This window comes from Micromonospora sp. NPDC049374, from assembly GCF_040677165.1.
Lineage (GTDB): Bacteria > Actinomycetota > Actinomycetes > Mycobacteriales > Micromonosporaceae > Micromonospora.
This window is the reverse complement of the sequence record NZ_JBFAQH010000021.1, coordinates 1-22244: the sequence shown is the minus strand read 5'-3', so window position 1 is coordinate 22244 and position 22244 is coordinate 1. Positions and strand designations below refer to the sequence as shown.

21 protein-coding genes, 1 pseudogene and 1 riboswitch are annotated in these 22244 nt (G+C 71.1%); of the genes and pseudogenes, 14 read left to right on the top strand and 8 right to left on the bottom strand.

The window, feature by feature from the left end:
- Window positions 1–18 precede the first annotated feature (18 nt).
- The gene (gene era, locus AB0J93_RS26810) at window positions 19–915 is read left to right on the top strand and encodes a GTPase Era (RefSeq protein WP_363925091.1); all 897 of its coding nucleotides are present in this window, start codon (window positions 19–21) and stop codon (window positions 913–915) included.
- Window positions 916–1086: 171 nt separating this feature from the next.
- Window positions 1087–2223 carry an acyltransferase gene (locus AB0J93_RS26805; protein ID WP_363925090.1) on the top strand — a complete coding sequence of 379 codons (1137 nt, stop codon included), beginning with the start codon at window positions 1087–1089 and terminating at the stop codon, window positions 2221–2223.
- Here the strand turns inward: AB0J93_RS26805 and AB0J93_RS26800 are convergent.
- Window positions 2210–3073, bottom strand: coding sequence for a DUF4097 family beta strand repeat-containing protein (locus AB0J93_RS26800; RefSeq protein WP_363925089.1), 864 nt, complete (start codon window positions 3071–3073; stop codon window positions 2210–2212). The two genes, AB0J93_RS26805 and AB0J93_RS26800, sit on opposite strands and share 14 nt — an antisense overlap.
- Window positions 3074–3199: 126 nt before the next feature.
- Here AB0J93_RS26800 and recO point away from each other — a divergent pair, with 126 nt between their 5' ends.
- The 3 genes from recO (at window position 3200) to AB0J93_RS26785 (ending at window position 5192) form a co-directional block, all read left to right on the top strand.
- A complete protein-coding gene (gene recO / locus AB0J93_RS26795) occupies window positions 3200–4084 on the top strand; it encodes a DNA repair protein RecO (RefSeq protein WP_363925088.1) in 885 nt (294 codons plus the stop codon).
- Between the two features lie 32 nt (window positions 4085–4116).
- The gene (locus AB0J93_RS26790) at window positions 4117–4917 is read left to right on the top strand and encodes an isoprenyl transferase (protein WP_363925147.1); all 801 of its coding nucleotides are present in this window, start codon (window positions 4117–4119) and stop codon (window positions 4915–4917) included.
- 89 nt (window positions 4918–5006) lie between these two features.
- Complete coding sequence (locus AB0J93_RS26785) at window positions 5007–5192, top strand: hypothetical protein (RefSeq protein WP_210936411.1); 186 nt, start codon at window positions 5007–5009, stop codon at window positions 5190–5192.
- 96 nt (window positions 5193–5288) lie between these two features.
- Here the strand turns inward: AB0J93_RS26785 and gndA are convergent, their stop codons facing one another.
- Window positions 5289–6734 carry an NADP-dependent phosphogluconate dehydrogenase gene (gndA, locus tag AB0J93_RS26780; RefSeq protein WP_363925087.1) on the bottom strand — a complete coding sequence of 482 codons (1446 nt, stop codon included), beginning with the start codon at window positions 6732–6734 and terminating at the stop codon, window positions 5289–5291.
- A 400-nt stretch (window positions 6735–7134) separates the two neighbouring features.
- Between gndA and AB0J93_RS26775 the strand changes: the two genes are divergently transcribed.
- Window positions 7135–7362 (top strand): hypothetical protein, encoded by a 228-nt coding sequence (locus tag AB0J93_RS26775; protein WP_363925086.1) that lies wholly within the window; start codon window positions 7135–7137, stop codon window positions 7360–7362.
- A gap of 103 nt (window positions 7363–7465) precedes the next feature.
- Here the strand turns inward: AB0J93_RS26775 and AB0J93_RS26770 are convergent, their stop codons facing one another.
- The 5 genes from AB0J93_RS26770 to AB0J93_RS26750 form a co-directional block, all read right to left on the bottom strand.
- On the bottom strand, window positions 7466–8008 hold the full coding sequence (locus tag AB0J93_RS26770) for a hypothetical protein (RefSeq protein ID WP_363925085.1): 543 nt from the start codon (window positions 8006–8008) through the stop codon (window positions 7466–7468).
- Complete coding sequence (locus AB0J93_RS26765) at window positions 7969–9678, bottom strand: PHP domain-containing protein (RefSeq protein WP_363925084.1); 1710 nt, start codon at window positions 9676–9678, stop codon at window positions 7969–7971. The genes AB0J93_RS26770 and AB0J93_RS26765 overlap by 40 nt, the downstream gene beginning before the upstream one ends.
- Before the next feature lie 178 nt (window positions 9679–9856).
- Window positions 9857–10657, bottom strand: a complete 801-nt coding sequence (locus AB0J93_RS26760) for an energy-coupling factor transporter transmembrane component T (RefSeq protein ID WP_363925083.1) — start codon at window positions 10655–10657, stop codon at window positions 9857–9859.
- The gene (locus tag AB0J93_RS26755; protein WP_363925082.1) at window positions 10654–12093 is read right to left on the bottom strand and encodes an ABC transporter ATP-binding protein; all 1440 of its coding nucleotides are present in this window, start codon (window positions 12091–12093) and stop codon (window positions 10654–10656) included. Before AB0J93_RS26755 ends, AB0J93_RS26760 begins: the two co-directional genes overlap by 4 nt.
- A 122-nt stretch (window positions 12094–12215) precedes the next feature.
- Complete coding sequence (locus tag AB0J93_RS26750) at window positions 12216–12806, bottom strand: ECF transporter S component (RefSeq protein WP_363925081.1); 591 nt, start codon at window positions 12804–12806, stop codon at window positions 12216–12218.
- Window positions 12807–12878: 72 nt separating this feature from the next.
- Window positions 12879–12984, bottom strand: a riboswitch (TPP riboswitch).
- 378 nt (window positions 12985–13362) lie between these two features.
- On the opposite strand from AB0J93_RS26750, the gene AB0J93_RS26745 reads away from it, so the two are divergent.
- The 8 genes and pseudogenes from AB0J93_RS26745 (at window position 13363) to AB0J93_RS26710 (ending at window position 21273) form a co-directional block, all read left to right on the top strand.
- Entirely contained in the window at window positions 13363–14304 is a 942-nt protein-coding gene (locus AB0J93_RS26745) for a permease (protein WP_363925146.1), read from the top strand.
- On the top strand, window positions 14301–15194 hold the full coding sequence (locus AB0J93_RS26740; RefSeq protein WP_363925080.1) for a TIGR03943 family protein: 894 nt from the start codon (window positions 14301–14303) through the stop codon (window positions 15192–15194). The genes AB0J93_RS26745 and AB0J93_RS26740 overlap by 4 nt, the downstream gene beginning before the upstream one ends.
- A 73-nt stretch (window positions 15195–15267) precedes the next feature.
- On the top strand, window positions 15268–16065 hold the full coding sequence (locus AB0J93_RS26735) for an ABC transporter ATP-binding protein (protein WP_363925079.1): 798 nt from the start codon (window positions 15268–15270) through the stop codon (window positions 16063–16065).
- A complete protein-coding gene (locus AB0J93_RS26730; RefSeq protein ID WP_363925078.1) occupies window positions 16062–16823 on the top strand; it encodes an ABC transporter permease in 762 nt (253 codons plus the stop codon). The genes AB0J93_RS26735 and AB0J93_RS26730 overlap by 4 nt, the downstream gene beginning before the upstream one ends.
- A 44-nt stretch (window positions 16824–16867) precedes the next feature.
- Window positions 16868–17648, top strand: a pseudogene (locus tag AB0J93_RS26725) (MerR family DNA-binding transcriptional regulator).
- Window positions 17649–17705: 57 nt separating this feature from the next.
- Window positions 17706–18536, top strand: a complete 831-nt coding sequence (locus tag AB0J93_RS26720; protein WP_363925077.1) for an alpha/beta hydrolase — start codon at window positions 17706–17708, stop codon at window positions 18534–18536.
- Window positions 18537–18645: 109 nt separating this feature from the next.
- Window positions 18646–19146, top strand: a complete 501-nt coding sequence (locus AB0J93_RS26715) for a DUF6328 family protein (protein WP_363925076.1) — start codon at window positions 18646–18648, stop codon at window positions 19144–19146.
- Between the two features lie 216 nt (window positions 19147–19362).
- On the top strand, window positions 19363–21273 hold the full coding sequence (locus AB0J93_RS26710) for an acyl-CoA dehydrogenase family protein (RefSeq protein ID WP_363925145.1): 1911 nt from the start codon (window positions 19363–19365) through the stop codon (window positions 21271–21273).
- 147 nt (window positions 21274–21420) lie between these two features.
- Here AB0J93_RS26710 and AB0J93_RS26705 read toward each other — a convergent pair whose 3' ends face one another.
- On the bottom strand, window positions 21421–22032 hold the full coding sequence (locus tag AB0J93_RS26705) for a hypothetical protein (RefSeq protein WP_282237174.1): 612 nt from the start codon (window positions 22030–22032) through the stop codon (window positions 21421–21423).
- Between the last annotated feature and the right edge of the window lie 212 nt (window positions 22033–22244).

The window sequence follows — 22244 nt, the reverse complement described above, 5'->3', positions numbered from 1 at the left end:
GCGTAGCGGAGCGGCGTCATGAGCGAACGCAGCGGACGCGCCTATCGGGCGGGTTTCGCGTGTTTCGTCGGGCGGCCAAACGCCGGCAAGTCCACGTTGACCAATGCCATCGTCGGGCAGAAGATCGCGATCACGTCGAACAAGCCGCAGACCACCCGGCACATCATCCGGGCGGTGTTGCACCGGCCGGAGTCGCAGCTCGTGCTGGTCGACACCCCGGGCCTGCATCGTCCTCGCACCCTGCTGGGCGAGCGGCTCAACGATCTGGTGCGGCAGACCTGGAGCGAGGTCGACGTGATCGGCCTCTGTATCCCGGCCGACGAGCCGATCGGCCGTGGCGACCGGTTCATCACCGGGGAGTTGGCCGAGCTGAAGGCGACCGTGCTGGCGGTGGTCACCAAGACCGACCTGGTCGATCGCAAGCGGCTGGCCGAGCAGTTGCTCGCCGTCAGTGAGCTGGGGGATTTCGCCGAGGTCGTGCCGGTCAGCGCGGTCTCCGGGCACCAGGTGGACACCCTGGTCGAGGTGATGACGCGCTATCTCCCCGAGTCGCCGCAGCTGTACCCGGACGACATGCTCACCGACGATCCGGAGCAGGTGCTGGTGGCGGAGCTGATCCGGGAGGCCGCGCTGGAGGGGGTCCGGGACGAGTTGCCGCACTCCATCGCCGTGGTGGTGGAGGAGATGATTCCGGAGGGCCGGCTGACGAAGATCTACGCCGACGTGTACGTGGAGCGGCCCAGCCAGAAGGCGATCGTCATCGGGCATCGGGGCGCTCGGCTCAAGGGCGTCGGCACCGCCGCGCGACGGCAGATCGAGGAGCTGCTGGGTACGAAGGTCTACCTCGATCTGCACGTACGGGTGGCCAAGGACTGGCAGCGCGACCCGAAGCAGTTGCGCAAGCTCGGGTTCTGAGTCGATCCGGCGGATCGGTGAAATCGGACGACCGGCACCGGATCGTCTGATCTGGACCGGTCAGGCATATGGGAAGTTTCACTAACGCAGTGGGTCTCTGGTCGGTTCGTCGGCAGGCAACGGAGGGTAGGGAAGCAAGAGCCTCCGCGCCCCCGACACAGATGCAGGCTGATGCGAAACAGATACCTGGACCTGCTGCGCGCCCTGGCCATCGTGCGGGTCGTCGTCTACCACGTCACCGGCTGGGGATCGCTTACGCTGATGTTCCCGGCGATGTCGGTGATGTTCGCGCTCGCCGGTTCGCTGATGGCCGCGTCCCTGTCGCGGTCCGGGCCGATGGCGGTCGGCCGGCGACTGCGGCGGCTGTTGCCGTCGTTGTGGGTGGTCGCTGCGATCTTCGTGCCGGCGATGCTGCTCACCGGGCTGCCGTTCACCCCGGCGGTGCTGCTCTGGCTATTTCCGGTGGCCGACCCACCGGCGAACTACTGGGGTGCGCTGGCGCTGAGCCCGATCTGGTACCTGCGTGACTATCTGTGGTTCGTTCTCGCCTCACCGGCCGCGCTGTGGCTGTTCCGCCGTTTCCCGGTGCCCACCCTGCTCGCTCCGTACTGCCTGCTGCTGGTAATCGAGTTGGGCATCTACCAGAATCCGCCGGTCGTGCTGCGCCATTTCGGGCTCTACTTCGGGGCCTGGCTGTTGGGTTTCGCCCACCAGAGCGGAATGCTGCGCCGCCTGAGTGTCTGGATTCTGGTGCCGACCGCGGTCGCGCTCGCGGCGGTGGGCGGGGCCTGGATCCTGACTCACCAGGGTCCGCGTGGTTACGACCTCAACGACATTCCGCTCGGCAACGCGCTCTGGTCGGCCGCGTTCATCCTGGTGGCACTGGGTCGGGCACCGGCGACCGCGGCCTGGTTGGATCGCAACGCGGTGTTCGGCCGGGTGGTCACCGTGCTGAACCGGCGGGCGTTGACGATCTATCTGTGGCACATGGCGTTCGTGGTGGCGCTGACCCCGCTTGTCGACGTGGTCGGCTGGTCGCATCAGGATCTGCTGGGCCTGGCGATCCGGGTGGCCCTGGTCTTCCTGCTGGTGGGCCTGGTGACCGCGGTGGTGGGTTGGGTCGAGGATGTCGCGGCGCAGCGTCCGCCCGAGCTGATTCCCGGTGGCCGTCGCCCGACGTCGCGCCCCGTCCGCCGGCACGCGGAGTCCCGCACCGGCGACGACGACCCGAGCGACGGGCCGGCTGAGCGTCGGGCGACGCTGGTGCCGGAACAGCGTGGCCGGGGTGGGGACGTCATCGCGAGGTGACGGTGATGTCGCCGCTGCCGGTACGCAGGTCCAGCACTGATGTTGCGGACGGATCGTGCGCCACACCCAGTTCGATCTGGCCGGAGCCGACCTTCGACCGGACCTGGTACGCGCCCTCCGGCACGGTCAGGTCGACGTTGCCGCTCGACGCGTGCGCCCGTGCGGAGGCGGGTTTGTCCAGTTCGAGGGTGATGTTGCCGGACTTGGTCTCCGCGTCCACCCTGCCGCCGAGGCGGCTTCCGGTCGCGTCTCCGGAGGAGGCCCGCATGACGACGGACGCCGTCACGTCGTGCACCTCGATGTCGCCCGAGCCGGTCTCCACCCGCACCTCGTCGGTCGCCGCGGCCACCCGCACGTCACCGGAGCCGACCTTGAGATCCACCTGGCCGACGCGGCTGAGGTTGACGTTCCCGGAGCCGGTCTCGCCCCGTACGCTCACCCCCTGGCCGACCGTCACCTCGTAGGAGACGCTGCACCGGGGGCCGCAGGAGGTGTCCAGCACCAGCTCCGCGCCCTTGATCTCGTAGGTCGCGTCCGGCTGGCCACCCTGGTAGCGCACCACGCGCTTGACGCGTACCTCGTCCGCCCCGCCGTCCGCCCGGACCACCACGTCGCCGGCACCGGGCAGCACCTGGATCGCGGTGATCCGGGCGGACTCGGTGGTGTCGAAGTCCAGCCGCCGGGACGACAGGTTGTCGCACCCGACCAGGACGATGAGGGCGGCGGTCGCGGCGATCGCCATGCCGGTCCGGCGCGCAGTGCTCCCTCGACGGGCGATGGTTCGGCGCAGGGCGGTGTGCCGATCTGCGACGGTGGGCCGGGAGACGGTGCTGGTCCGGTGCGAAGCCATGCCGAGCACGCTACGACCGGCGTGACCGGGCACGCATCCGGGTTCGCCGGCACGGCGACCCCGAGCGGACCCTGAATTCCGACCCGGGGTCGGACCTGATTTTCGGCCGGAGGGGAGAATGGCGCGATGGCCGGGTACCGCCGACAGCTCTACCGCGACGACGCGGTGGTGCTGCGTGTGCAGAAACTCGGCGAGTCCGACCGGATCATCACCCTGCTCACCCGGCGGCACGGCCGGCTCCGCGCGGTCGCCCGAGGGGTGCGCCGGACCACCTCGAAGTTCGGTGCCCGGCTGGAGCCCTTCGGCCACGTCGATGTGCAACTGGCCGGCGACCCCAAGGGGGAGCAGGGCAGTTCGCTGCACACCGTCAGCCAGGTCGAGGGGATCGACCTGTACGGCAAGCGGTTCCTCGGTGACTATCCCCGCTACACCGCCGCCAGCGCGATCGCCGAGACCGCCGAGCGACTCACCCCGGTCGAGCGGGAACCGTCGTTGCGGCTGTTCCAGCTCACCCTGGGCGCGCTGCGCGCCCTCGCCGACGGCGGCCATGCCCCCACGCTGGTGCTCGACGCGTACCTGCTGCGCGGGATGGCGTTGGCGGGCTGGGCGCCGGCGTTGACCGCCTGCGCGGTCTGCGGCACCCCCGGCCGGCACCGGGCGTTCTCGGTGCCGGCCGGGGGCGCGGTCTGCCCGGACTGCCGCCCACCGGGCGCCGCCCACCCGGCCCCGGCCACCATCGACCTGATGTCGGCGCTGACCGTCGGTGACTGGCGGGTCGCCGACGCCACCGAGAACGGGGTACGCCGGGAATGCAGCGGCCTGGTCGCGGCGCACCTGCAGTGGCACCTGGAACGCGCGCTACGCTCGCTGCCGCTGGTCGACCGGGGTGGGGTGCCGTCGGCACCCGGCGCGCGACGGCCGACCGGCGAGGCCGGCACCGTGGCCCCGGCCGGCGCAGCGTTGCCGCCCGACCGGGCGTCACCGGACGCGAGTAGGGAGAGAACCGAGTGATCCGATCGTCCAGGGCCGGGCGGCGCGAGCCGGTGCCGCCGACACCGCATCCGTCGGGAGCCCGACCGCCGGCGCTGCCACCGGGGGCGGTGCCCCGCCACGTCGCCGTGGTGATGGACGGCAACGGCCGGTGGGCCAAGGAGCGCGGTCTGCCGCGCACCAAGGGCCACGAGGCGGGGGAGTTCTCCCTCTTCGACACCATCGAGGGCGCCATCGAGCTGGGCATTCCGTACCTGTCGGCGTACGCCTTCTCGACGGAGAACTGGCGACGCTCACCGGACGAGGTGCGGTTCCTGATGGGCTTCAACCGGGACGTCATCCGCCGCCGCCGGGACCAGCTGGTCGACCTCGGGGTGCGGGTGGTGTGGTCCGGTCGGGCCGGGCGGCTGTGGAAGAGCGTCATCAGCGAGTTGCAGACCGCCGAGGAGATGTCCCGCGGCAACTCGACGCTGACCCTGCAGTTCTGCGTGAACTACGGAGGGCAGGCGGAGATCGCCGACGCGGCCGCCGCGATCGCCCGGGACGTGGCCGCCGGCCGGCTCGATCCGGCCAAGGTCACCGAGAAGACGGTCCAGCGGTACCTCTACCACCCTGAGGTGCCCGAGGTGGACCTGTTCCTGCGGCCCTCCGGCGAGCAGCGGACCTCGAACTTCCTGCTCTGGCAGAGCGCGTACGCTGAGTTGATCTTCCTGGACACGCTCTGGCCGGACTTCGACCGCCGGCACCTGTGGTACGCCTGCGAGTTGTACGCCCAGCGCGACCGGCGGTTCGGCGGCGCGCTGCCCAATCCGGTGGCCCCGACGACCTCAGCAGCCACGGTCCCGGCCAGCTGAGCGGTGGTGGTCGCGGCCACCCGAACGCATACCCGGCGGCCACACTGGGTATCACCGCCGGCAGCAGCCACTGACGGAGGTGAACCCATATGATCCGCAAGCGCATCGGGCAGTGGGCGGTGATGGCCATCGCGGTACCGGTCGCCGCCGCCGGAGCCCGGAAGCTGAGCCACACGCTGGAGGCCCGTCGTGGCCCCAACCGGGCCACTCGACTGCTCAACAAGGGCGCGGACCTCATCCGCCCCCGGCAGGCCAAGCGCCGCCGCTTCTTCTGACGCGCCGGTAGCCCAGCAATACCGCATCTCGCGGTATTCCTGTTGAGGGATACCGCGAGATGCCGCGTATCAGGGGTGTTGGCCTCGACCTGCGGGTCAGGCCTCGACCTCGGCGCGGTCGGGGGTGGCCCAGAGGGTGTGGAACGAGCCGTCCCGGTCGACGCGGCGGTAGGTGTGCGCGCCGAAGTTGTCGCGCAGCCCCTGGATCAGTGCGGCCGGCAGTCGGTCCGCCCGCAGCGCGTCGAAGTACGCCAGCGACGAGGCGAACGCGGGAGCCGGAACGCCCGCCCGGGCCGCCTCCGCCACCACCCGTCGCCAGCTCGGCACGCCGTCGCGCACGGTGTCCGCGAACCACGGTGCCACCAGCAGGGTGGGCAGCTCCGGCTGCTCGTCGTACGCCTGCTTGATGCGGTCGAGGAACCGGGCCCGGATGATGCAGCCGCCGCGCCAGATCGTCGCCGTGCCGCCCAGGTCGATGCCCCAGTCGTACTCGGCGCTGCCGGCCCGGATCTGGTCGAAGCCCTGGGCGTACGCGACGATCTTCGAGGCCAGGAGTGCCCGGCGTACGTCCTCGATGAACGCCTCGCGGTCACTGACCTGCCACTTCTCGCCGGCCTCGGGGAAGGCCTGCACCGCGGCCTCGCGCTGGCCCACGTGCCCGGACAGCGACCGGGCGAAGGTCGCCTCGGCGATGCCGGTGATCGGGATGCCCAGGTCAAGGGCGATCTGGACGGTCCACCGGCCGGTGCCCTTCTGCTCGGCCCGGTCCTGCACCACGTCCACGAACGCCCGCCCGGTGGCGGCGTCGGTGTGCGCCAGCACATCGGCGGTGATCTCGATCAGGAAGGACTCCAGCTCGCCGGAGTTCCACTCCCGGAAGATCTGCGCGATCTCCGCCGGCTCCGCGCCCAGCCCGGCCCGCAGCAGGTCGTACGCCTCGGCGATGAGCTGCATGTCGGCGTACTCGATGCCGTTGTGGACCATCTTGACGAAGTGCCCGGCACCGTCCGGCCCGACGTGCTGGCAGCAGGGCTCGCCCTCGACCTGCGCGGCGATCTTCTCGAAGATCGGTCCGAGCTTGCGGTACGACTCGGCCGAGCCGCCCGGCATGATGCTCGGCCCCCACAGCGCGCCCTCCTCGCCACCGGAGACGCCGGTGCCGACGAAGTGCAGGCCCTGGGCCCGCAGCGCCTCCTCCCGCCGGCGGGTGTCGGCGAAGTGCGCGTTGCCGCAGTCGATGATGATGTCGCCCGCCTCCAGCAGCGGCACCAACTCGTCGATCACCGCGTCGGTGGGGCCGCCCGCCTTGACCATGATGATCACCGCGCGGGGGCGCTCCAGCGCGGCGACGAAGTCCGCCAGGGACTCCGTCGGGACGAAGGTGCCCTCGTCGCCGTGCTCCGCCACGAGCGACCGGGTCCGCTCCGGCGAGCGGTTGTGCAACGCCACGGTGAACCCGTTGCGGGCCAGGTTCCGGGCCAGGTTGCGACCCATCACCGCCAGCCCCGTCACACCGATCTGCGCCGTAGCCCGATCCGCCATCCTCGTCGCCACCTTCCGCCGTCTACCTGTAGTGCTGCGACGGTATCGCGGCATCGGGTCGGCGTGCGCCGTCCCCCCACCGCTGGTCATCAGGTGGTCGCGTAGCGCACCACGATCCCTGCGCGGACCGGTGGCGTTAATTCGGATGCGGCCGCCTCGCCCGGCCGGTAACGTGCGGGCATGCGCTACTGACGCCCCTTTTCCGAGCCGGGTCTCGCCGCCGTCGTGCCGCGACCCGTGTGCTCCCGGGCGTCCGCGTGTGTCCACCCGCCGTCGGCGGTGGCGTCCTCCGTGGCCGGTCCCGGGCAGCAGTCCGATCCGTTCCGACCGCCCCGGTGGCGGTCCTCACGATGTGGTCGGCCGACCGTTCGCGGGTTGCCGGCCGAGCGAGGAGGCACAGATGCCCGCCCAGCGCAGTACCCGGAAATCCCGTCCCGACCGTCATTCGGCGGAACTCGCCGCCGTCACACCGGCGAATCTGGACGACGTCGCGATCGCGCCGGTGCCGACCCTGCCGGCCGGGCGGCCGGCCGCACCTAAGGCGGGTCCGCCGGCCACCGGCACCTCCGGCGTCGGACGCGGCCAGCGGACCGGACAGGTCCGCCGCTACGCCTTCCGGCGTAGCTGAGGGGTCGGGCGAGGGCCGGGTGTGCGTCGGTACGCGCACCCGGCCCGCTGCCCTCCCGCGTCGCGCCGGTGCCGGGCGCCACGGTCGGAGTATCACCGCGGGGTCAGTGGTCGGCGCAGCAGGGCGTCGGGTCGGGCACCTCGAACGGGGCCAGGCCGCCCGCGTGGTGCGGCATGGTGACCAGGACCAGCTCGCCGTCCTGCCACTGTGGCCGGACGAAGTCCCTGGTGTGCACCGGCGTGTCCGGGGTTACCGGCGCCCCACCCAGCGCCACCACCCGCTCGATCGCCCCGGCGGCGAGCAACTCGTCGACGGTGAGGGTGCCGACCATCCGGTCGGCCCCCGGGTACCGCACCGCGCGACCGGAGCGGCGGGCGGCGTGTTCGCCGGCTGCCCGGGCCGCTGCGGCCCGCAGCTCGGGTGGGGTGACCGCCAGCTCCGCGAGCCGCTCCGCGGCCGTGCCGGCCACACTGAGCGCCACATGCGGGTACGGCCCGGCGACCAGGTGGGTGCAGGCGACCAGGTCCGGCCCGAGCACCCTCGCCTGATCGGTGAGCCAGTGGTCGGCCTCACGCAGGGTTCGGTGCCCCAGGCTGAGGCCGACGATCACTTCGGCAGGACCCAGATCGGGTTCGCGTAGAACCACAGGTCCTCCCACGGGTTGGCGGCACCGGAGATGTCCAACGCGGGACCGAAGGGGTCGATCCCCGCGCCCATCAGACCGGGCTGGCTGCGCTTGCCGTCGGTACCCCGGATGCGCAGGTAGAACGGCTGATCCACCCGGCCGAAGGAGTAGCTGAACGAGACCCGGCCGGTCTTCCTGGTGACCTCGAAGGACTTCACCACCCGGGTGTTCGGGGCGGTGAAGCTGTCCTGGTCGGCGACCGGGCCGGTCACCCGGCCGGCGATCACGTCGACGCGGGCGAGCACCGGCACGAACTGCGACCAGTTCGGGATGTCGGCCAGGTCGACGTCGATGGTCACCTCGACGGAGGTGCCCCGGCGGACCCGCAGCACGCCGCCGAGTGGCGTGCCGGAGTTGGCCCGCCGGTCACCGGCGACGCGGGCGCGGACGTCCAGCCCCTTGATCAGACCGCCGTGGTCGACCCAGACCCGGCCGGCGCGCAGACCGTCCATGACCGCCCGGTAGTTGAAGCTGCTCGCCCCGACATGGGTGCGGCTGTACTGCCCCGGCCAGTAGTCGCCGGCTTCGGTGATCACCGGTCCGTGGACCGGGTCGTTGTACCTGCCGTTGAGGTTGAAGTCGCTGCCCGGGCCACGCTGGGAGGTGTCCAGGTAGTTGACGTGCGAGTCGGAGTTGGCGCTGATCCACCAGGCCCGGCCCTCGGCGAGCAGGCTGTCCCAGAGTCCGCCGACCGTCGACGTCATCCAGTCGAACCCACCCCAGGTGCGGTAGCTCTCCAGGGGGTAACCGGGGAACGAGTTGGCCGACGGGTTGTTGTCGTAGTAGCCGCGGGCCCGGCCGCCGCTGTCCCGGGGCAGGCCGGCGGCCTGGTGGCCCGGTGCGCCCTCCATCCCGATGGCGACGCTCGGGTCGGCGTCGCGCCACGCCCGGATCTCGTGCGGGGAGTCGATGCCCCGCCGGGCCGGGTGGTTGGCCAGGAAGAGCGCACCCTCGACGCGGCGCTTGCGGACCGCCTCGCCGAGGAACTTGATGCCGGCGATGGCCAGCGCCTCGTTCACCGGGGTGTTGTCGCCGGCGTTGCGGACGCTGCCGTCGAAGGAGTTCTCGAACTCCTTGAGTACGGCGACCTCGTTGCGTCCGGGGTGAACGAAGACGGTGGCGTGCTCGGCCGCCGGGATGTTCCACTCCAGGCCCTGGTAGATCAGCAGATCCTTGAGCCGGGAGCGGGCGGCGACGATGTCCGGGTTGACCTTCTCCACGCCGATCTTCGCGTGCGTCGCGCTGCCGTGGTCGGTGACGACCATCCAGTCCAGGCCGTACGCCCGCGCGTGCCGGGCCTGGTCGATCACCCGGTACATGGCGTCGGAGCTGTACTGGGTGTGGATGTGGTGGTCGCCCGCGAGCCAGTGGAACCCGCCAGTCTTGCCGTGGTCCCCGCCGGGCCCGTGACCGTGACCGTGGTCATGGCCACCGGCCGCCGCCGGGGTGCCGGCGGCCAGCACGGTGGTGGCCGCGCCGGCACCGAGCAGGCCGGCGTTGCGCAGGAAGCCGCGCCGGTTCAGGTCGGCCGGCGGCAGGTCACCGTCGGGGATGGACAGGTCGAGCGCCGGGGGTACGTCGGTACCGCTGGCGGCGTCGTGGTCGTGCTGGTGCGCGTGGCCGTGGCCCATCTGCTGCTCCAGTTTGATCGAGGAGTCGTCGCAGGCCAATCTGGTCGCAGCGGGGGAACGTGGCGTGTCACCTTCGCGGCGAACATGCGAACATGCGATCCCGACCATGTGTGGTGTCGATCGGGTCCGCCGCTCACCCGGTGCCGCTTCGACGCAGGATCGGCGGGTGGCGGCGGTGTCAGCCGATCAGGGGACGGAAGGTGCCGAGCGCCACGCTGACGGCCAGCGCGGCTCCGGCCGTCGCCGTCGCGCCGACGACGAGCAGCCAGTCGGCCGTGCCGAAACGCTGTCGGCGGGCGAAGGTGCGCGGCACGCCGCTGTCGAAGCCTCGGGCGTCCATCGCCACGGCGAGCCGGGTGCCCCGCCGGATCGCCCCGACCAGCAGCGTGAACGCCGTCGAGACGAACAGCCGCAGCCGGGCCACCGGGTTGCGTCCCGCCTCGACGCCGCGCGCCCGGCGTGCCATGGCGATCATCTGCCACTCCTGGCCGAGCAGCGGCACCAACCGGAACGCCGCCAACGCGCCGATCGCGAACCGGGCGGGTGCCTTGGCGTTCTGCACCAACGCGTCGGCCAGGTCCGTCGGGTCGGTGGTGGCGAAGACGATCACGCCGGGCAGCGCCACCGCGAACAGCCGCAGCACCAGACCGAGTGCAGTGGTCAACACGCCCGAGGTCACCACGACCGGCCCCGCGTCGAGCAGCACCCGACCCGATCGGTCGGCGGCGAAGAGCACAAGCGTGACCAGGATGCCGCCGGCGGCGGCCAGCAGTGGCCAGGCCCGTCGGGCCAGCAGCCCGGGGTGCACCCCGAACAGTGGCAGCACTGCCAACTCCACGGCGATCGCGATGGCCGGGGTGACCGGATCCAGCGTGGCCATCAGCGGAAACGCGAACAGCATCGCCGCCGCCAGCTTGGCCACCGGATTGCGCCGGGCCAGCGGCGCACCCGGCCGGGCGATCGGCTCCAGGGTGATCATCGCGGCTCCGGTCCCGCGCCGGGTGGAGCGAGGGCCAGCGTGCGGTCGGCCAACGCGGCCACGAACTCGGCGTCGTGGGTGACCGTGACCAGGCCGTGACCGGCGTCGCGCAGGTCGGCGAGGAGGTCCACCAGTTCCCGCCAGGTACGCCGGTCCTGGCCGAATGTGGGTTCGTCGCAGATCAGCAGGCGGGGCGCGGTGGCCAGGGCGGTCGCCACACTCAGCCGCCGCGCCTCGCCCCCGGAGAGGGTGTACGGGTTGGCGGCGGCGAGCCGATCCAGCCGCAGCCGACTCAACAGTTCCGTCACGCGGTCGTGGACCGCCGATTCGGACGTGCCGGTCCGCCTCGGACCCAAGGCCAGTTCGTCGAAGACCGTACCGGTGACGAACTGGTGCTCGGGATTCTGGAACACCGAGCCGATCCGGCGGGTCAGCGCCGGTGCCCGCCAGCGGTGCGGCGCGGTCCGCGAGTCCGCTCCGGCCAGTTCCGGGCTCGCCACCAGCTTCCCGGTGCCCGGCCGGAGGAGCCCGCCGAGCAGCAGCGCCAGAGTGGATTTTCCGGCGCCGTTCGGTCCGAGCACGGCGACCGCCTCACCGGCGCGTACGGTCAGGTCGGTGGCGGCCAGCCGGGGTGGTTGGCCGAGCCGCTCGGCGGTGAGCAGCACCTCGCCGGCCGGGCCGGCGGCCCGGCGTGGCGGGATCTCCCGGCCGGGCACCCAGACCCCCTCTGCGGCGAGGGCGTCGCCGTGTGTGGCGAAGACCGCGTCCGGCGGGCCGTCGGCGCGGACGCCGCCGCCGGGTTCGAGCACCACCACCCGGTCGACCAGGGGCAGCGCCTCGGCGACCCGGTGTTCGACCAGGATCAGGGTGGTGTCGGCGTCCACCGCCCGGGCGAGCGCCGTGCGGATCAGGGCGGCACCCGCCGGGTCGAGGTTGGCGGTGGGTTCGTCAAGCAGCAGCAGGCCGGGACGCAGCGCCAGCACGCCGGCCAGGGCGAGGCGCTGTTGTTCGCCGCCGGAGAGCGCCGCGGTGGGCCGGTCCCGGTGGTACGGGAAGCCGACCCGGTGCAGTGCCTCGTCCACCCGCGGCCAGATCTGTCGGGCCGGCACGCCCCGGCTCTCCAGCCCGAACGCCACGTCGTCGCCGCTGCGAGCCATCACGAGTTGGGACTGCGGGTCCTGGAAGACGATGCCGACCCGCTCCCGGGCCTCGCCGGCCGGTCGGCCGTCGATCTCGATGCTGCCCTCGTGCTCCCCGGAGTCCTCGGGCAGCAGCCCGGCCAGCGCCGCCAACAACGTGCTCTTCCCGGCACCGGACGCCCCCAACAGCAGCACCTTCTCACCACGTTCCACCCGCAGCTCAACCCCACGCACCGCCCAGCCACGCCGCCCGGCATGCCGCCACCCGAACCCCCGCACCCGCACCCCGCTAACCATCCCGCCCCTCCCTCCCCCCTCCCTCCGTCCGTCCATCCTTCCTTCTCGTTGATCATGAAGTTGACGGTTGATTTGGAGATCGAAAATGCCGCTAACCTCATGATCAACGCGATGGGTGGGGGTCAGACGAGGGGGCGTTCGCGGGCGGCGGGGAAGCGGTCGAGCACGCCGGTGCGGGTCAGGGCGCGGGTGAGGGCGTACGCGCCAGCGCCGGCGATTGCGGTGGCGCTGACGATGGTGAGCAGGGCGTAGGGCACGCGGTAGGTGGCGATGTCGCGTTCGGCGTTCCAGTAGACGAAGTCGAAGATCGCCGCGCTCAGGCCGGTCAGCGCGCCGGCCAGCAGGGCGGCCGGCAGCCGGTACGAGCGGTATCGGAAGGCGGCGAAGGCCAACTCGGCGCCGAGACCCTGCATCAAACCCTGCAACAGGACGATGGTGCCCCACTGGCTGCCCAGCAGGGCCGAGATGATCGCCGCCAGCAGTTCGCAGTACAGCGAAGCGCCGGGCTTGCGGATGACCAGGCCGCCGAGGACGGCCGGCACCAGCCAGACACCGTAGATGAGCGTCTGTGCCGGCGGGAAGAAGCTGAAGGCGCCCTCGGTGACGCTCCACACCACGCCCCACGCCCAGAAGATGACGCCGAAGGCGACGGCGATGACCGACGCCACCACGATGTCGATGGTGCGCCAGCGGTTGCTGTCGGTGGTCTTCATGATGATTGCTCCCAGTCCAGATACGAACCAGGCAAGACGCACGCCCCGCCCGGCGGCGCCGAACGGTGGCGGGCTGGAGGTGGACCGAACTCCCTGCGCTGGCATTACCCAGATCAGGTACGGAGGGTCTGCGGGCGGACCCGCACTCTCAGCGCTGTGCGCTCCCCTGTCGGAGGTGTTGTCTGTCCCGCCGACGCTAACACCACGGAAGATCCACGGGCAATGTGATCTCCCCAGGTCACGACGGGTGCCTGCCTCCCGCGATCCGGTGGCACGGGAAGCGTGGACTGGTGGCGCTGGGATATGCGAGCCGGCCGTCTCGGCGGGGCGACGGTCCGGCCAAATCTGTGACATCCATCGACGTCATCCGCGCCGGACGGTAATCTCAGTCCGCCGATCCGCCACGGCCGAAGGGTGACGGGTGACCACAGACACTGACCGGGCCGTGCCAGCCGGCGACCCTGAGGGCCGGCCCTCAGGTGGGGGCGTGGACACCGGGACGCGCCCTCCCGAGCCGGGGGGTGGCGAGCCGCCCCGGCGCTGGCTCGGCGACCGGATCGGATCGGTGGAGGTCCTGGCGGCGCTGCTGATCATCCTGATCATCTTTCGGGAGCCGATCGCCGCCACCCTGGACGATCCCCGCATCCAGACCTGGACCACCGTCTTCGTCTCGATCATGGTGCAGGCGGTGCCGTTCCTGGTCTTCGGAGTGCTGCTCTCCGCGGTGATCGCGGTCTTCGTACCCCGATCCTTCTGGGCGAAGGCGTTGCCCCGGCACCCGGCGTTGGCGGTGCCGGCGGCCAGCGCGGCCGGCGTGGTACTACCGGGCTGCGAGTGCGGCTCGGTGCCGATCGCCGGGTCACTGATCCGGCGGGGCGTCACACCGGCCGCCGCGCTGGCGTTTCTGCTCGCCGCCCCGGCGGTCAACCCGATCGTGCTCACCGCCACCGCGGTCGCCTTCCCGAACAATCCCGAGATGGTCCTCGCCCGGGGCGTCGCCAGCCTGATCGTCGCCATGATCATGGGGTGGCTCTGGCTGCGGCTCGGGCGCACCGAGTGGATCAGGATGCCGCGCCGCCCGGAGTTGGACGACGCTTCCCGGGGCCGGGCCTTCTGGGCCGCGGTCCGCCACGACGTGACCCACGCCGGCGGGTTCCTGGTGCTCGGCGCGATGGCCGCCGCCAGCATCAACGTGCTGGTGCCGGAACGGTGGTTGCAGACCCTCGCCGACAACGCGTGGCTGTCGATCCTGGCACTGGCGCTGCTCGCCGTGCTGCTCTCGCTCTGCTCGGAGGCCGACGCCTTCGTGGCGGCCTCGCTGTCCCAGTTCTCTCTCACGTCCCGACTGGTCTTCCTGGTGGTGGGGCCGATGGTCGATCTCAAGCTGATCTCGATGCAGGCCGGTGTGTTCGGCCGCCGGTTCGCCTTCCGGTTCGCGCCGACCACCTTCGTGGTGGCCGTGCTGGTCGCCGTCGGCGCCGGGGCGGTGCTGCTGTGAACCGGCAGGCGCAGGCGGTGATCCTGCTGCTGCTCGGCGGCGCGGTGCTCCGGGCCAGCGCCACCGATCTCTACCTGCGCTACGTCAAGGAGGGCCTGCGCCCCTTCCTGATCGCCGCCGGGCTGCTGCTGATCGCCGCCGCGATCATGACGCTCTGGTACGAGTTGCGGCCGCCGGCCTCCCGCGCACTGGCCCCGGCCGGCGCTCCCGGCGGCGCACCCGCCGGAGCCGACGGTGCCGCACCGGTCGGTGGGGACGATGCCGTCTCGGTCGGTGGCAGCGCTGCCGTCCCGGCGTGGTCCGATACCGGTTCGCGGCCCCTCCCGGGCGACGGCGCTGGCGTACCAGCCGATGGGTCCGGTGACGGTCACGACGGGCACGGGCACGCCCACCACGAGCCGCGGGTCGGTTGGCTGCTGATCCTGCCCGTGCTCGGCCTGTTGCTGGTCGCCCCACCGGCCCTCGGCTCGTACGCGGCAGGCCAGGCCGGCACCGCGCTGAGCAGCCAGCAGCAGTCGGACTACCCGCCGCTGCCCGAGGGCAACCCGGTGCAGGTCAGCGTCCTGGACTACGCCTCCCGGGCACTGTTCGACCGGGGCGCGTCGATCGGCGATCGGCGGGTGCAGCTCACCGGCTTCATCGCCACCGGCGCAGACGGCCAGCCGATCCTGGCCCGGATGGTGCTGTCCTGCTGCGCCGCCGACGGCCGCCCGGTCAAGCTCGGGTTGACCGGCGACGTACCGGCCGGGCTGCCCGACGACAGTTGGGTGGAGGTGACCGGCCGCTACAGCGACCGGCTCGGTCGGGATCCGGTCAACGACGCCGAGATCCCCTACCTCGAGGTCGAGTCCTGGCGACAGGTGCCCGTCCCCAAGCGCCCGTACGACTAGGCCCATTCCCGTCGGTCATTATCGGGCTGCGGCCTTGACCCTGACGCTGCGTCAACCCTCCATGCTGACCGGCATGAACGTCCCTGCGACAACCAGTCAACTTCAGGGGCCTGCGGTTCGTGTCCGGGGCCTGGAAAAGTCGTACAAGAAACTGCATGTGCTGCGCGGCGTGGATCTCGATGTGGCGCCGGGAAGCATCTTCGCCCTGCTCGGCTCGAACGGGGCGGGCAAGACCACGGTGGTGAAGATCCTTTCCACGCTGCTGAAGGCCGACGCGGGCACCGCCCACGTCAACGGCTTCGACGTCGCGGCCCAGCCGGCCGACGTACGCGAGTCCATCAGCCTCACCGGGCAGTTCGCGGCCGTCGACGAGATCCTCACCGGGCGAGAGAACCTCATCCTGGTCGCCCGACTCCGTCACCTCAAGGCACCCGACGCGATCGCGGACGACCTGCTGAAGCGCTTCGCGTTGACCGAGGCGGGCGGGCGGCGGGTGGCGACGTACTCCGGTGGCATGCGCCGTCGGCTGGACATCGCGATGAGTCTCATCGGGAACCCGCCGGTCGTCTTCCTCGACGAGCCGACGACCGGGCTGGACCCGGAGGCCCGGATCGAGGTGTGGCAGGCCGTCAAGGCGCTCGCTGAAGGCGGCACGACGGTGCTGCTCACCACCCAGTACCTCGACGAGGCGGAACACCTCGCGGATCGGATCGCGATCCTCCACGAAGGCCGGATCATCGTGAACGGCACCCTCGACGAGCTGCGGCGGATCCTGCCACCCGCCGAGGTCGAGTACGTCGAGAAGCAGCCGAGTCTCGAAGACATCTTCCTCACCCTCGTCGGTGCCGACACGGACAAGGAACAGCCATGAACAAGCATTTCCTCGGCGACACCGCAGTGCTCCTGGGAAGATCCCTGCGCCACATCTCCCGCAGCCCGGACACCATCATCACGACCGCGATCATGCCGATCGCCCTACTGCTGATGTTCGTCTACGTCTTCGGCGGTGCGATCGAGACCGGGTCCGACTCGTACGTGAATTACCTGCTGCCGGGCATCCTGATCATCACGATCGCCTCGGGTATCTCCTACACCGCGTTCCGGCTCTTCCAGGACATGCAGGGCGGCATCTTCGCGCGGTTCCAGTCCATGCCGATCGCACGAACCTCGGTGTTGTGGGCGCACGTCCTGACCTCGCTGGTCGCCAACCTGATCTCACTCGTGGTCGTCGTCGGCGTCGCCCTGCTCATGGGCTTCCGCTCGGGGGCGGATGTGCTTGGTTGGCTCGCGGTGGCAGGCATGCTGGCCCTGCTCACCCTCGCGCTGACCTGGCTTGCCGTGATCCCGGGCCTCGCCGCGAAGTCGGTGGACGGCGCGGGCGCGTTCTCCTACCCGCTCATCTTCCTGCCGTTCGTCAGCTCGGCCTTCGTGCCCACGGACACCATGCCCGGTCCGGTGCGGGCCTTCGCCGAGCACCAACCGGTGACAGCCATCGTCAACGCGATCCGGGACCTGTTCACCCAGCGGCCCGTCGGCTCCGACATCTGGACCGCACTCGCCTGGTGCGTCGGCATCCTCATCGTCGCCTACCTCACCGCCACCATCTACTACCGGCGGAGGATCGCATGAGTCGGCGCCGACCGGACCGGGTGTGGTGAGGGCAGGATCGGAGCATGCTGACGATCGGTCAACTGGCGACGTACGCCGGTGTCACGGTGCGGACGGTGCGGCACTATCACCAGATTGGGCTGCTGCCCGAGCCGGAGCGTGATGCCTCGGGTTACCGGCGGTACGGCGCGACAGCGGCCGTGTCGCTGATCAAGATCCGCACTCTGGCCAACGCCGGGGTGCCGCTGTCCCGGATCGATCAGTTACTCGAAGCCGACGCGGTGACCTTCACGGAGGCGATTCATATGATCGACAGCCACCTCCGGGATGAGATCCAACGGCTTCAGACCAGCCGTCGGCAGATCGCGCAACTCGCGGCCGGGGACGGCCTGATGCTCCCCCCCGGAGGTGACCGCCTACCTCGACCGGCTTCGGGAGATCGGTGCCTCCGAGCGGGTGGTGGCGGGTGAACGGGACGGATGGATCCTGGTCGCCGCTCGCTGGCCCGACAGCGTCCGCGAGCTCATGCCCGGCAAACTCGCGCAGCTCGACGACCCGCGGGTCGTCCGGCTCTACCGGGTACTGTCCGAGGTCTTCGACAGCGACGCCGACGACGATCCACGCCTGGTGGAAGCCGCCGACATCATGGCCTGCCTGGCCGAGCAGGCGTACGCCGCGGGCGAGCTGAACGTCAGCAACGAGGCTTACGACGAGCTGCCGCACGACCTGGTGGACGCGCTCGCCGAGGAGTCCGACCCCCGGATACAACGGCTGAAGGAGCTGTTACGTGAGCGTGGCTGGACCGGTTGGAACCGGATGGAGCGGCTGGCCGAGCCGTCCCGTTGATCTCCGGCCTGGTATCACCTTTGCGAGCCGGTGTCGGGTTGTCGGTAGGCTGCCGGAATGCGTATCGAGGCCCGGGGTCTGCGGTTCGACGTCGCCACCGGCGGTCCGGAGCAGGGCGAACCGGTGCTGCTCCTGCACGGTTTCCCGCAGCACTCGGGTGAGTGGGACGGGGTACTGCCGGCCCTGCACGCCGCGGGTCTGCGCAGCTACGCGCTGAACCAGCGGGGCTACTCGCCGCAGGCCCGGCCGGCCGAGGTCGAGGCGTACCGGCTGGGTGAACTGGTCGCCGACGCGGCTGCGGTGCTGGACGCCCTCGGGGTGCCCGCCGCCCATGTGGTCGGGCACGACTGGGGTGCGGTCGTCGGGTGGGCGCTGGCCGCCACCCACCCGGACCGGGTACGGACCCTGACCGCGGTCTCCGTGCCGCATCCGGCGGCCATGGCGTACGCGTTGACGAACGACCCGCAGCAGAAGGCGCGCTCCGCGTACATGCTGCTGTTCCGGCAGCCGGGGGTGGCCGAGAAGACGCTGCTGGCGCTCGGTGCGGCCGGGCTGCGTCGGCTGCTGCGTGGCGTCGGTGACGCCGCCCGGGTGGCCGCGTACGCCGATCCGATGCGTGAGGCGGGTGCGCTGACCGCCGCGTTGAACTGGTACCGGGCGATGTCGAAGGCGGATCTGGCGGCGACCGGCCCGGTGCCGGTGCCCACCACGTTCGTCTGGAGTGACGGTGACGTCGCCATCGGGCGGGTCGCCGCGCAGGCGTGCGCCGCGCACGTGACCGGGGATTTCCGATTCGTCGAACTGGCCGGGATCACCCACTGGATCCCGGACGAGGCGCCGACGCCGCTGGCCGAGGCGATCCTGGCCCGGGTCCGCCCGACGGTTTGAGCGGGCGGAGAGCGGGCAGGGGTGATCCTGAACGGGTTTCGGTTCGAACCCGGTGGGGCATCAGCGTGACCGCCGGCAGCCAGGGCCGGCGGAGCCCCGGAGGTCCGCAGTGTCAAAGGAAACCGAGAAGCAGCGGTGGCAGCGCAACTTCGCCGATCTGCTACAGGAATTGCGGGTCGCGCAGACCGGCGTGCAGATCCTCTTCGCCTTCCTGCTGACTCTGCCGTTCAGCGCCGGATTCGGCGAGACCACACCGTTCCAGCGGGACGTCTACATCGTCGCGCTGCTGGCCGCGGCCGGCGCCACCGCGATGATCATTTCGCCGGTGGCGTTTCACCGGGCGCTGTTCCGGCAGGGACGCAAGCCGGAACTGGTGCGCTTCGCCCACCGGATGGCCAGCGGCGGCCTCGGCTTCATGCTGATCGCGATGGTGAGTTCGGTGCTGCTGATCACCGATTTCGTACTCGCCCGACCGGTCGCCTTCCTGCTCAGTGGCATCGCCGGCCTGTGGTTCCTGACCCTCTGGATGTTCCTGCCGTTCGCCCGCCGCAACTGGGGTGAGGACGACATCGACGACGACGAGGACCCGAGCGGCCTGAACCAGGACTGAGCCGGCCGCTGCTGCGGATATCCGTGGCTACCTTTGGGTAACAAACGCGGGTAGCCTGCTGAACAGGCGGAACAGTCCGACTGTCCGGATCGAGCCCCCGGGGGGTTTGCCGTGGCCATCGCCGAGAACCAACGTCCGTCAGCTACCGACAGCCGTGACGCCGACCCGTCGCCGGAGACCGAGACCCGTGCGTCCACTCCGGACGCCACAGGTCAGGTGTCCGAGAAGGAGGCGCGTCAGGTCGCCGAGGCGGCCCGCCAGACCACCTGGGACCGGCCCAGCTTCGGCAAGGAACTCTTCCTGGGGCGGCTGCGGCTCGACCTGATCGATCCGTGGCCGCGACCGGATCCGGAGGACCAGGCCCGCGCCGAGGAGTTCCTCGGTCGGCTCCGCGACTACGTCGCCGCCGAGGTGGACGGCGCGGCGATCGAACGTGACGCGCGGATCCCCGACGAGGTGTTCCAGGGGCTGGCCCGGCTGGGTGCGTTCGGGATGAAGATCGGTCGGGAGTACGGCGGGCTGGGCCTGAGCAACCTGCACTACTGCCGCGCGTTGATGCTCGCCGGCTCGGTCAGCCCGGCGATCGGCGCGCTCCTGTCGGCACACCAGTCGATCGGCGTGCCGCAACCGTTGAAGATGTTCGGCAGCGAGGAGCAGCGGCGTCGCTTCCTGCCCCGGCTGGCCGCCGGGGAAGTCTCCGCGTTCCTGCTCACCGAACCGGACGTGGGCTCCGACCCGGCCCGCCTGGCGACCACCGCCGACCCGACGCCCGACGGCACCGGCTACCGGATCAACGGCGTCAAGCTGTGGGCCACAAACGGCACCGTGGCGTCCCAACTCGTGGTGATGGCCCGGGTGCCGAAGACCGAAGGGCGTCGTGGCGGCATCACCGCCTTCGTGGTCGACGGCGACGCCGAGGGCATCACGGTCGAGCGGCGCAACGCCTTCCTCGGCCTGCGTGGACTGGAGAACAGCCTCACCCGCTTCCACGACGTCTTCGTGCCGAAGGAGAACGTCATCGGTGGCGAGGGCAAGGGGCTGCGGATCGCCCTGAGTACGCTGACCACGGGCCGGTTGTCGCTGCCGGCGATGTGCGTCGGCGCCGGCAAGTGGGCGTTGAACGTGGCCCGGGAATGGTCGGCGGAGCGGGTCCAGTGGGGCCGGCCGGTGGGTGAGCACGAGGCGGTCGCCCAGAAGCTCTCCTTCATCGCCGCGACCACGTACGGCATGGAGACCATGCTCGACCTCTGCTGCCTGCTCGCCGACGACGACCGCAACGACATCCGGATCGAGGCGGCGCTGGTCAAGCTGTACGCCAGCGAGATGGCGTGGCGGATCGCCGACGAGCTGGTCCAGATCCGCGGTGGCCGGGGGTACGAGACGGCCGAGTCGCTCACCGCCCGGGGCGAACGTCCGGCCGCGGTCGAGCAGATGCTCCGCGACCTGCGGATCAACCGGATCTTCGAGGGCTCCACGGAGATCATGCACCTGCTCATCGCCCGCGAGGCGGTGGACGCGCACCTTTCGGTGGCGGGTGACATCATCGACCCCGACGCCGGGCTCGCCCGCAAGGCGAAGGCCGGTGCCCGGGCGGGCGCGTTCTACGCGCGATGGCTGCCGACCCTCGCGGTCGGCAAGGGGCAGCAGCCCACCGGGTACAGCGAGTTCGGTCCGCTCGCCGGGCACCTGCGTCAGGTGGAACGCGCCAGTCGGAAGCTGGCCCGGTCCACCTTCTACGCGATGTCCCGCTGGCAGGGAAAGATGGAGCGCAAGCAGGCGTTCCTCGGCCGGGTGGTGGACATCGGCGCGGAGTTGTTCGCGATGAGCGCGGTCTGCGTACGCGCCCACGCCGAGCGCGACAGCCGACCGGAGAACGTCGAACTTGCCGACCTGTTCTGCCGGCAGGCCCGGGTCCGGGTAGACGCCCTGTTCACCGCCCTGTGGGAGAACACCGACTCGATCGACGTGACGGCCGCCAAGCGCATCCTCGCCGGCCGCTACGCCGCCCTGGAGAACGGCGTGATCACCCCATCCACCGACCTGCCCTGGGTGGCCCCCTGGACGCCCGGCCCCTCCACCGCCCCCTCCACCGCCCGCCGCCACCTCCCCCCACCCCCCACCCCGTAACCCGCGTCCGCCCGCGTCCGCCCGCGTCCGCCCGCGTTGATCATGAGGTTGTTGTCGCGCCACGCCGATATCGACGACAACAACTTCATGATCAGCGGCCTGGGCTGGCGGGGTGGGACGGCGGCCCTGGGGCGGGGGCAGGGTGGGTTACGGGTGGTGGGGGTCGCGGAGGCCTAGGCGGCGGAGTTCGAGGGCGGCCAGGGCGTTGACCGTCGCGTCGTCGCCACGGCGCCAGGCCTCGGCGACGTCGGGGGCGATCCGGGTGAGCTTGCGCAGCGGCTGGCCGGCCAGGGCGCGCAGGGCCAGCAGATCCCGGCCGGCGGGCGCGGCGGCCAGCGTCGCCGCCGAGCCGGCCCGGCGCATCCAGCGCACCCGCAGCGGCAACCAGCCGAACACCACCAGTCCGAGCGGCACGATCAGCAGCCCCACGGCCAGTGCCAGCGCCAACTGGTCGACCAACTCCTGCTGGTCGCGGCCGGCCTCGGCCAGCGAGCGGGCGGCACCGGCCGCCCGCTCGAAGGGTGCGGTCAGCTCGTCGCCGACCAACGGCACCCGGCCGACCTTGCCGCCGGCCTCGGCGAGGTTGTCGGCAAGTCCGCCGCCCGCGCCCTCCAGCTTCTGCCCGGGTACGGCCAGCTTCTGCACCAGGTCGTGCAGCCACAGTGCGCCTCGGATCGTCGCGTACACCCAGGCGATGACGAGCAGGTCGGTGAGCAGCTGTCGCAGCGCGGTCGGGAAACGATCAGCGTAGATTTTCACGCCGGACAGCCTGCCACGGACCCCGCCACCCGGCACCCCGACAGCGGCTCGTCAAACCTCGCCGATCTTGCACTCGTGGTCGCCGGTATGCCCGCTCTGGCGGCATTCGTCCCGACGAAAAGTGCAAGATCTGTGACGGTTTTTGTCAAGCGGTGGCTTCGAGGGTGCGCCAGATTTGGCGGGCTATGTAGCGTTTGAGGCTTCGGGTGATC

Coding starts and splice junctions, on each gene's coding strand:
- era (WP_363925091.1), top strand. CDS start 19: ATGAGCGAACGCAGCGGACGCGCCTATCGGGCGGGTTTCGCGTGTTTC.
- AB0J93_RS26805 (WP_363925090.1), top strand. CDS start 1,087: ATGCGAAACAGATACCTGGACCTGCTGCGCGCCCTGGCCATCGTGCGG.
- AB0J93_RS26800 (WP_363925089.1), bottom strand. CDS start 3,073: ATGGCTTCGCACCGGACCAGCACCGTCTCCCGGCCCACCGTCGCAGAT.
- recO (WP_363925088.1), top strand. CDS start 3,200: ATGGCCGGGTACCGCCGACAGCTCTACCGCGACGACGCGGTGGTGCTG.
- AB0J93_RS26785 (WP_210936411.1), top strand. CDS start 5,007: ATGATCCGCAAGCGCATCGGGCAGTGGGCGGTGATGGCCATCGCGGTA.
- gndA (WP_363925087.1), bottom strand. CDS start 6,734: ATGGCGGATCGGGCTACGGCGCAGATCGGTGTGACGGGGCTGGCGGTG.
- AB0J93_RS26775 (WP_363925086.1), top strand. CDS start 7,135: ATGCCCGCCCAGCGCAGTACCCGGAAATCCCGTCCCGACCGTCATTCG.
- AB0J93_RS26765 (WP_363925084.1), bottom strand. CDS start 9,678: ATGGGCCACGGCCACGCGCACCAGCACGACCACGACGCCGCCAGCGGT.
- AB0J93_RS26760 (WP_363925083.1), bottom strand. CDS start 10,657: ATGATCACCCTGGAGCCGATCGCCCGGCCGGGTGCGCCGCTGGCCCGG.
- AB0J93_RS26755 (WP_363925082.1), bottom strand. CDS start 12,093: ATGGTTAGCGGGGTGCGGGTGCGGGGGTTCGGGTGGCGGCATGCCGGG.
- AB0J93_RS26750 (WP_363925081.1), bottom strand. CDS start 12,806: ATGAAGACCACCGACAGCAACCGCTGGCGCACCATCGACATCGTGGTG.
- AB0J93_RS26735 (WP_363925079.1), top strand. CDS start 15,268: ATGAACGTCCCTGCGACAACCAGTCAACTTCAGGGGCCTGCGGTTCGT.
- AB0J93_RS26730 (WP_363925078.1), top strand. CDS start 16,062: ATGAACAAGCATTTCCTCGGCGACACCGCAGTGCTCCTGGGAAGATCC.
- AB0J93_RS26720 (WP_363925077.1), top strand. CDS start 17,706: ATGCGTATCGAGGCCCGGGGTCTGCGGTTCGACGTCGCCACCGGCGGT.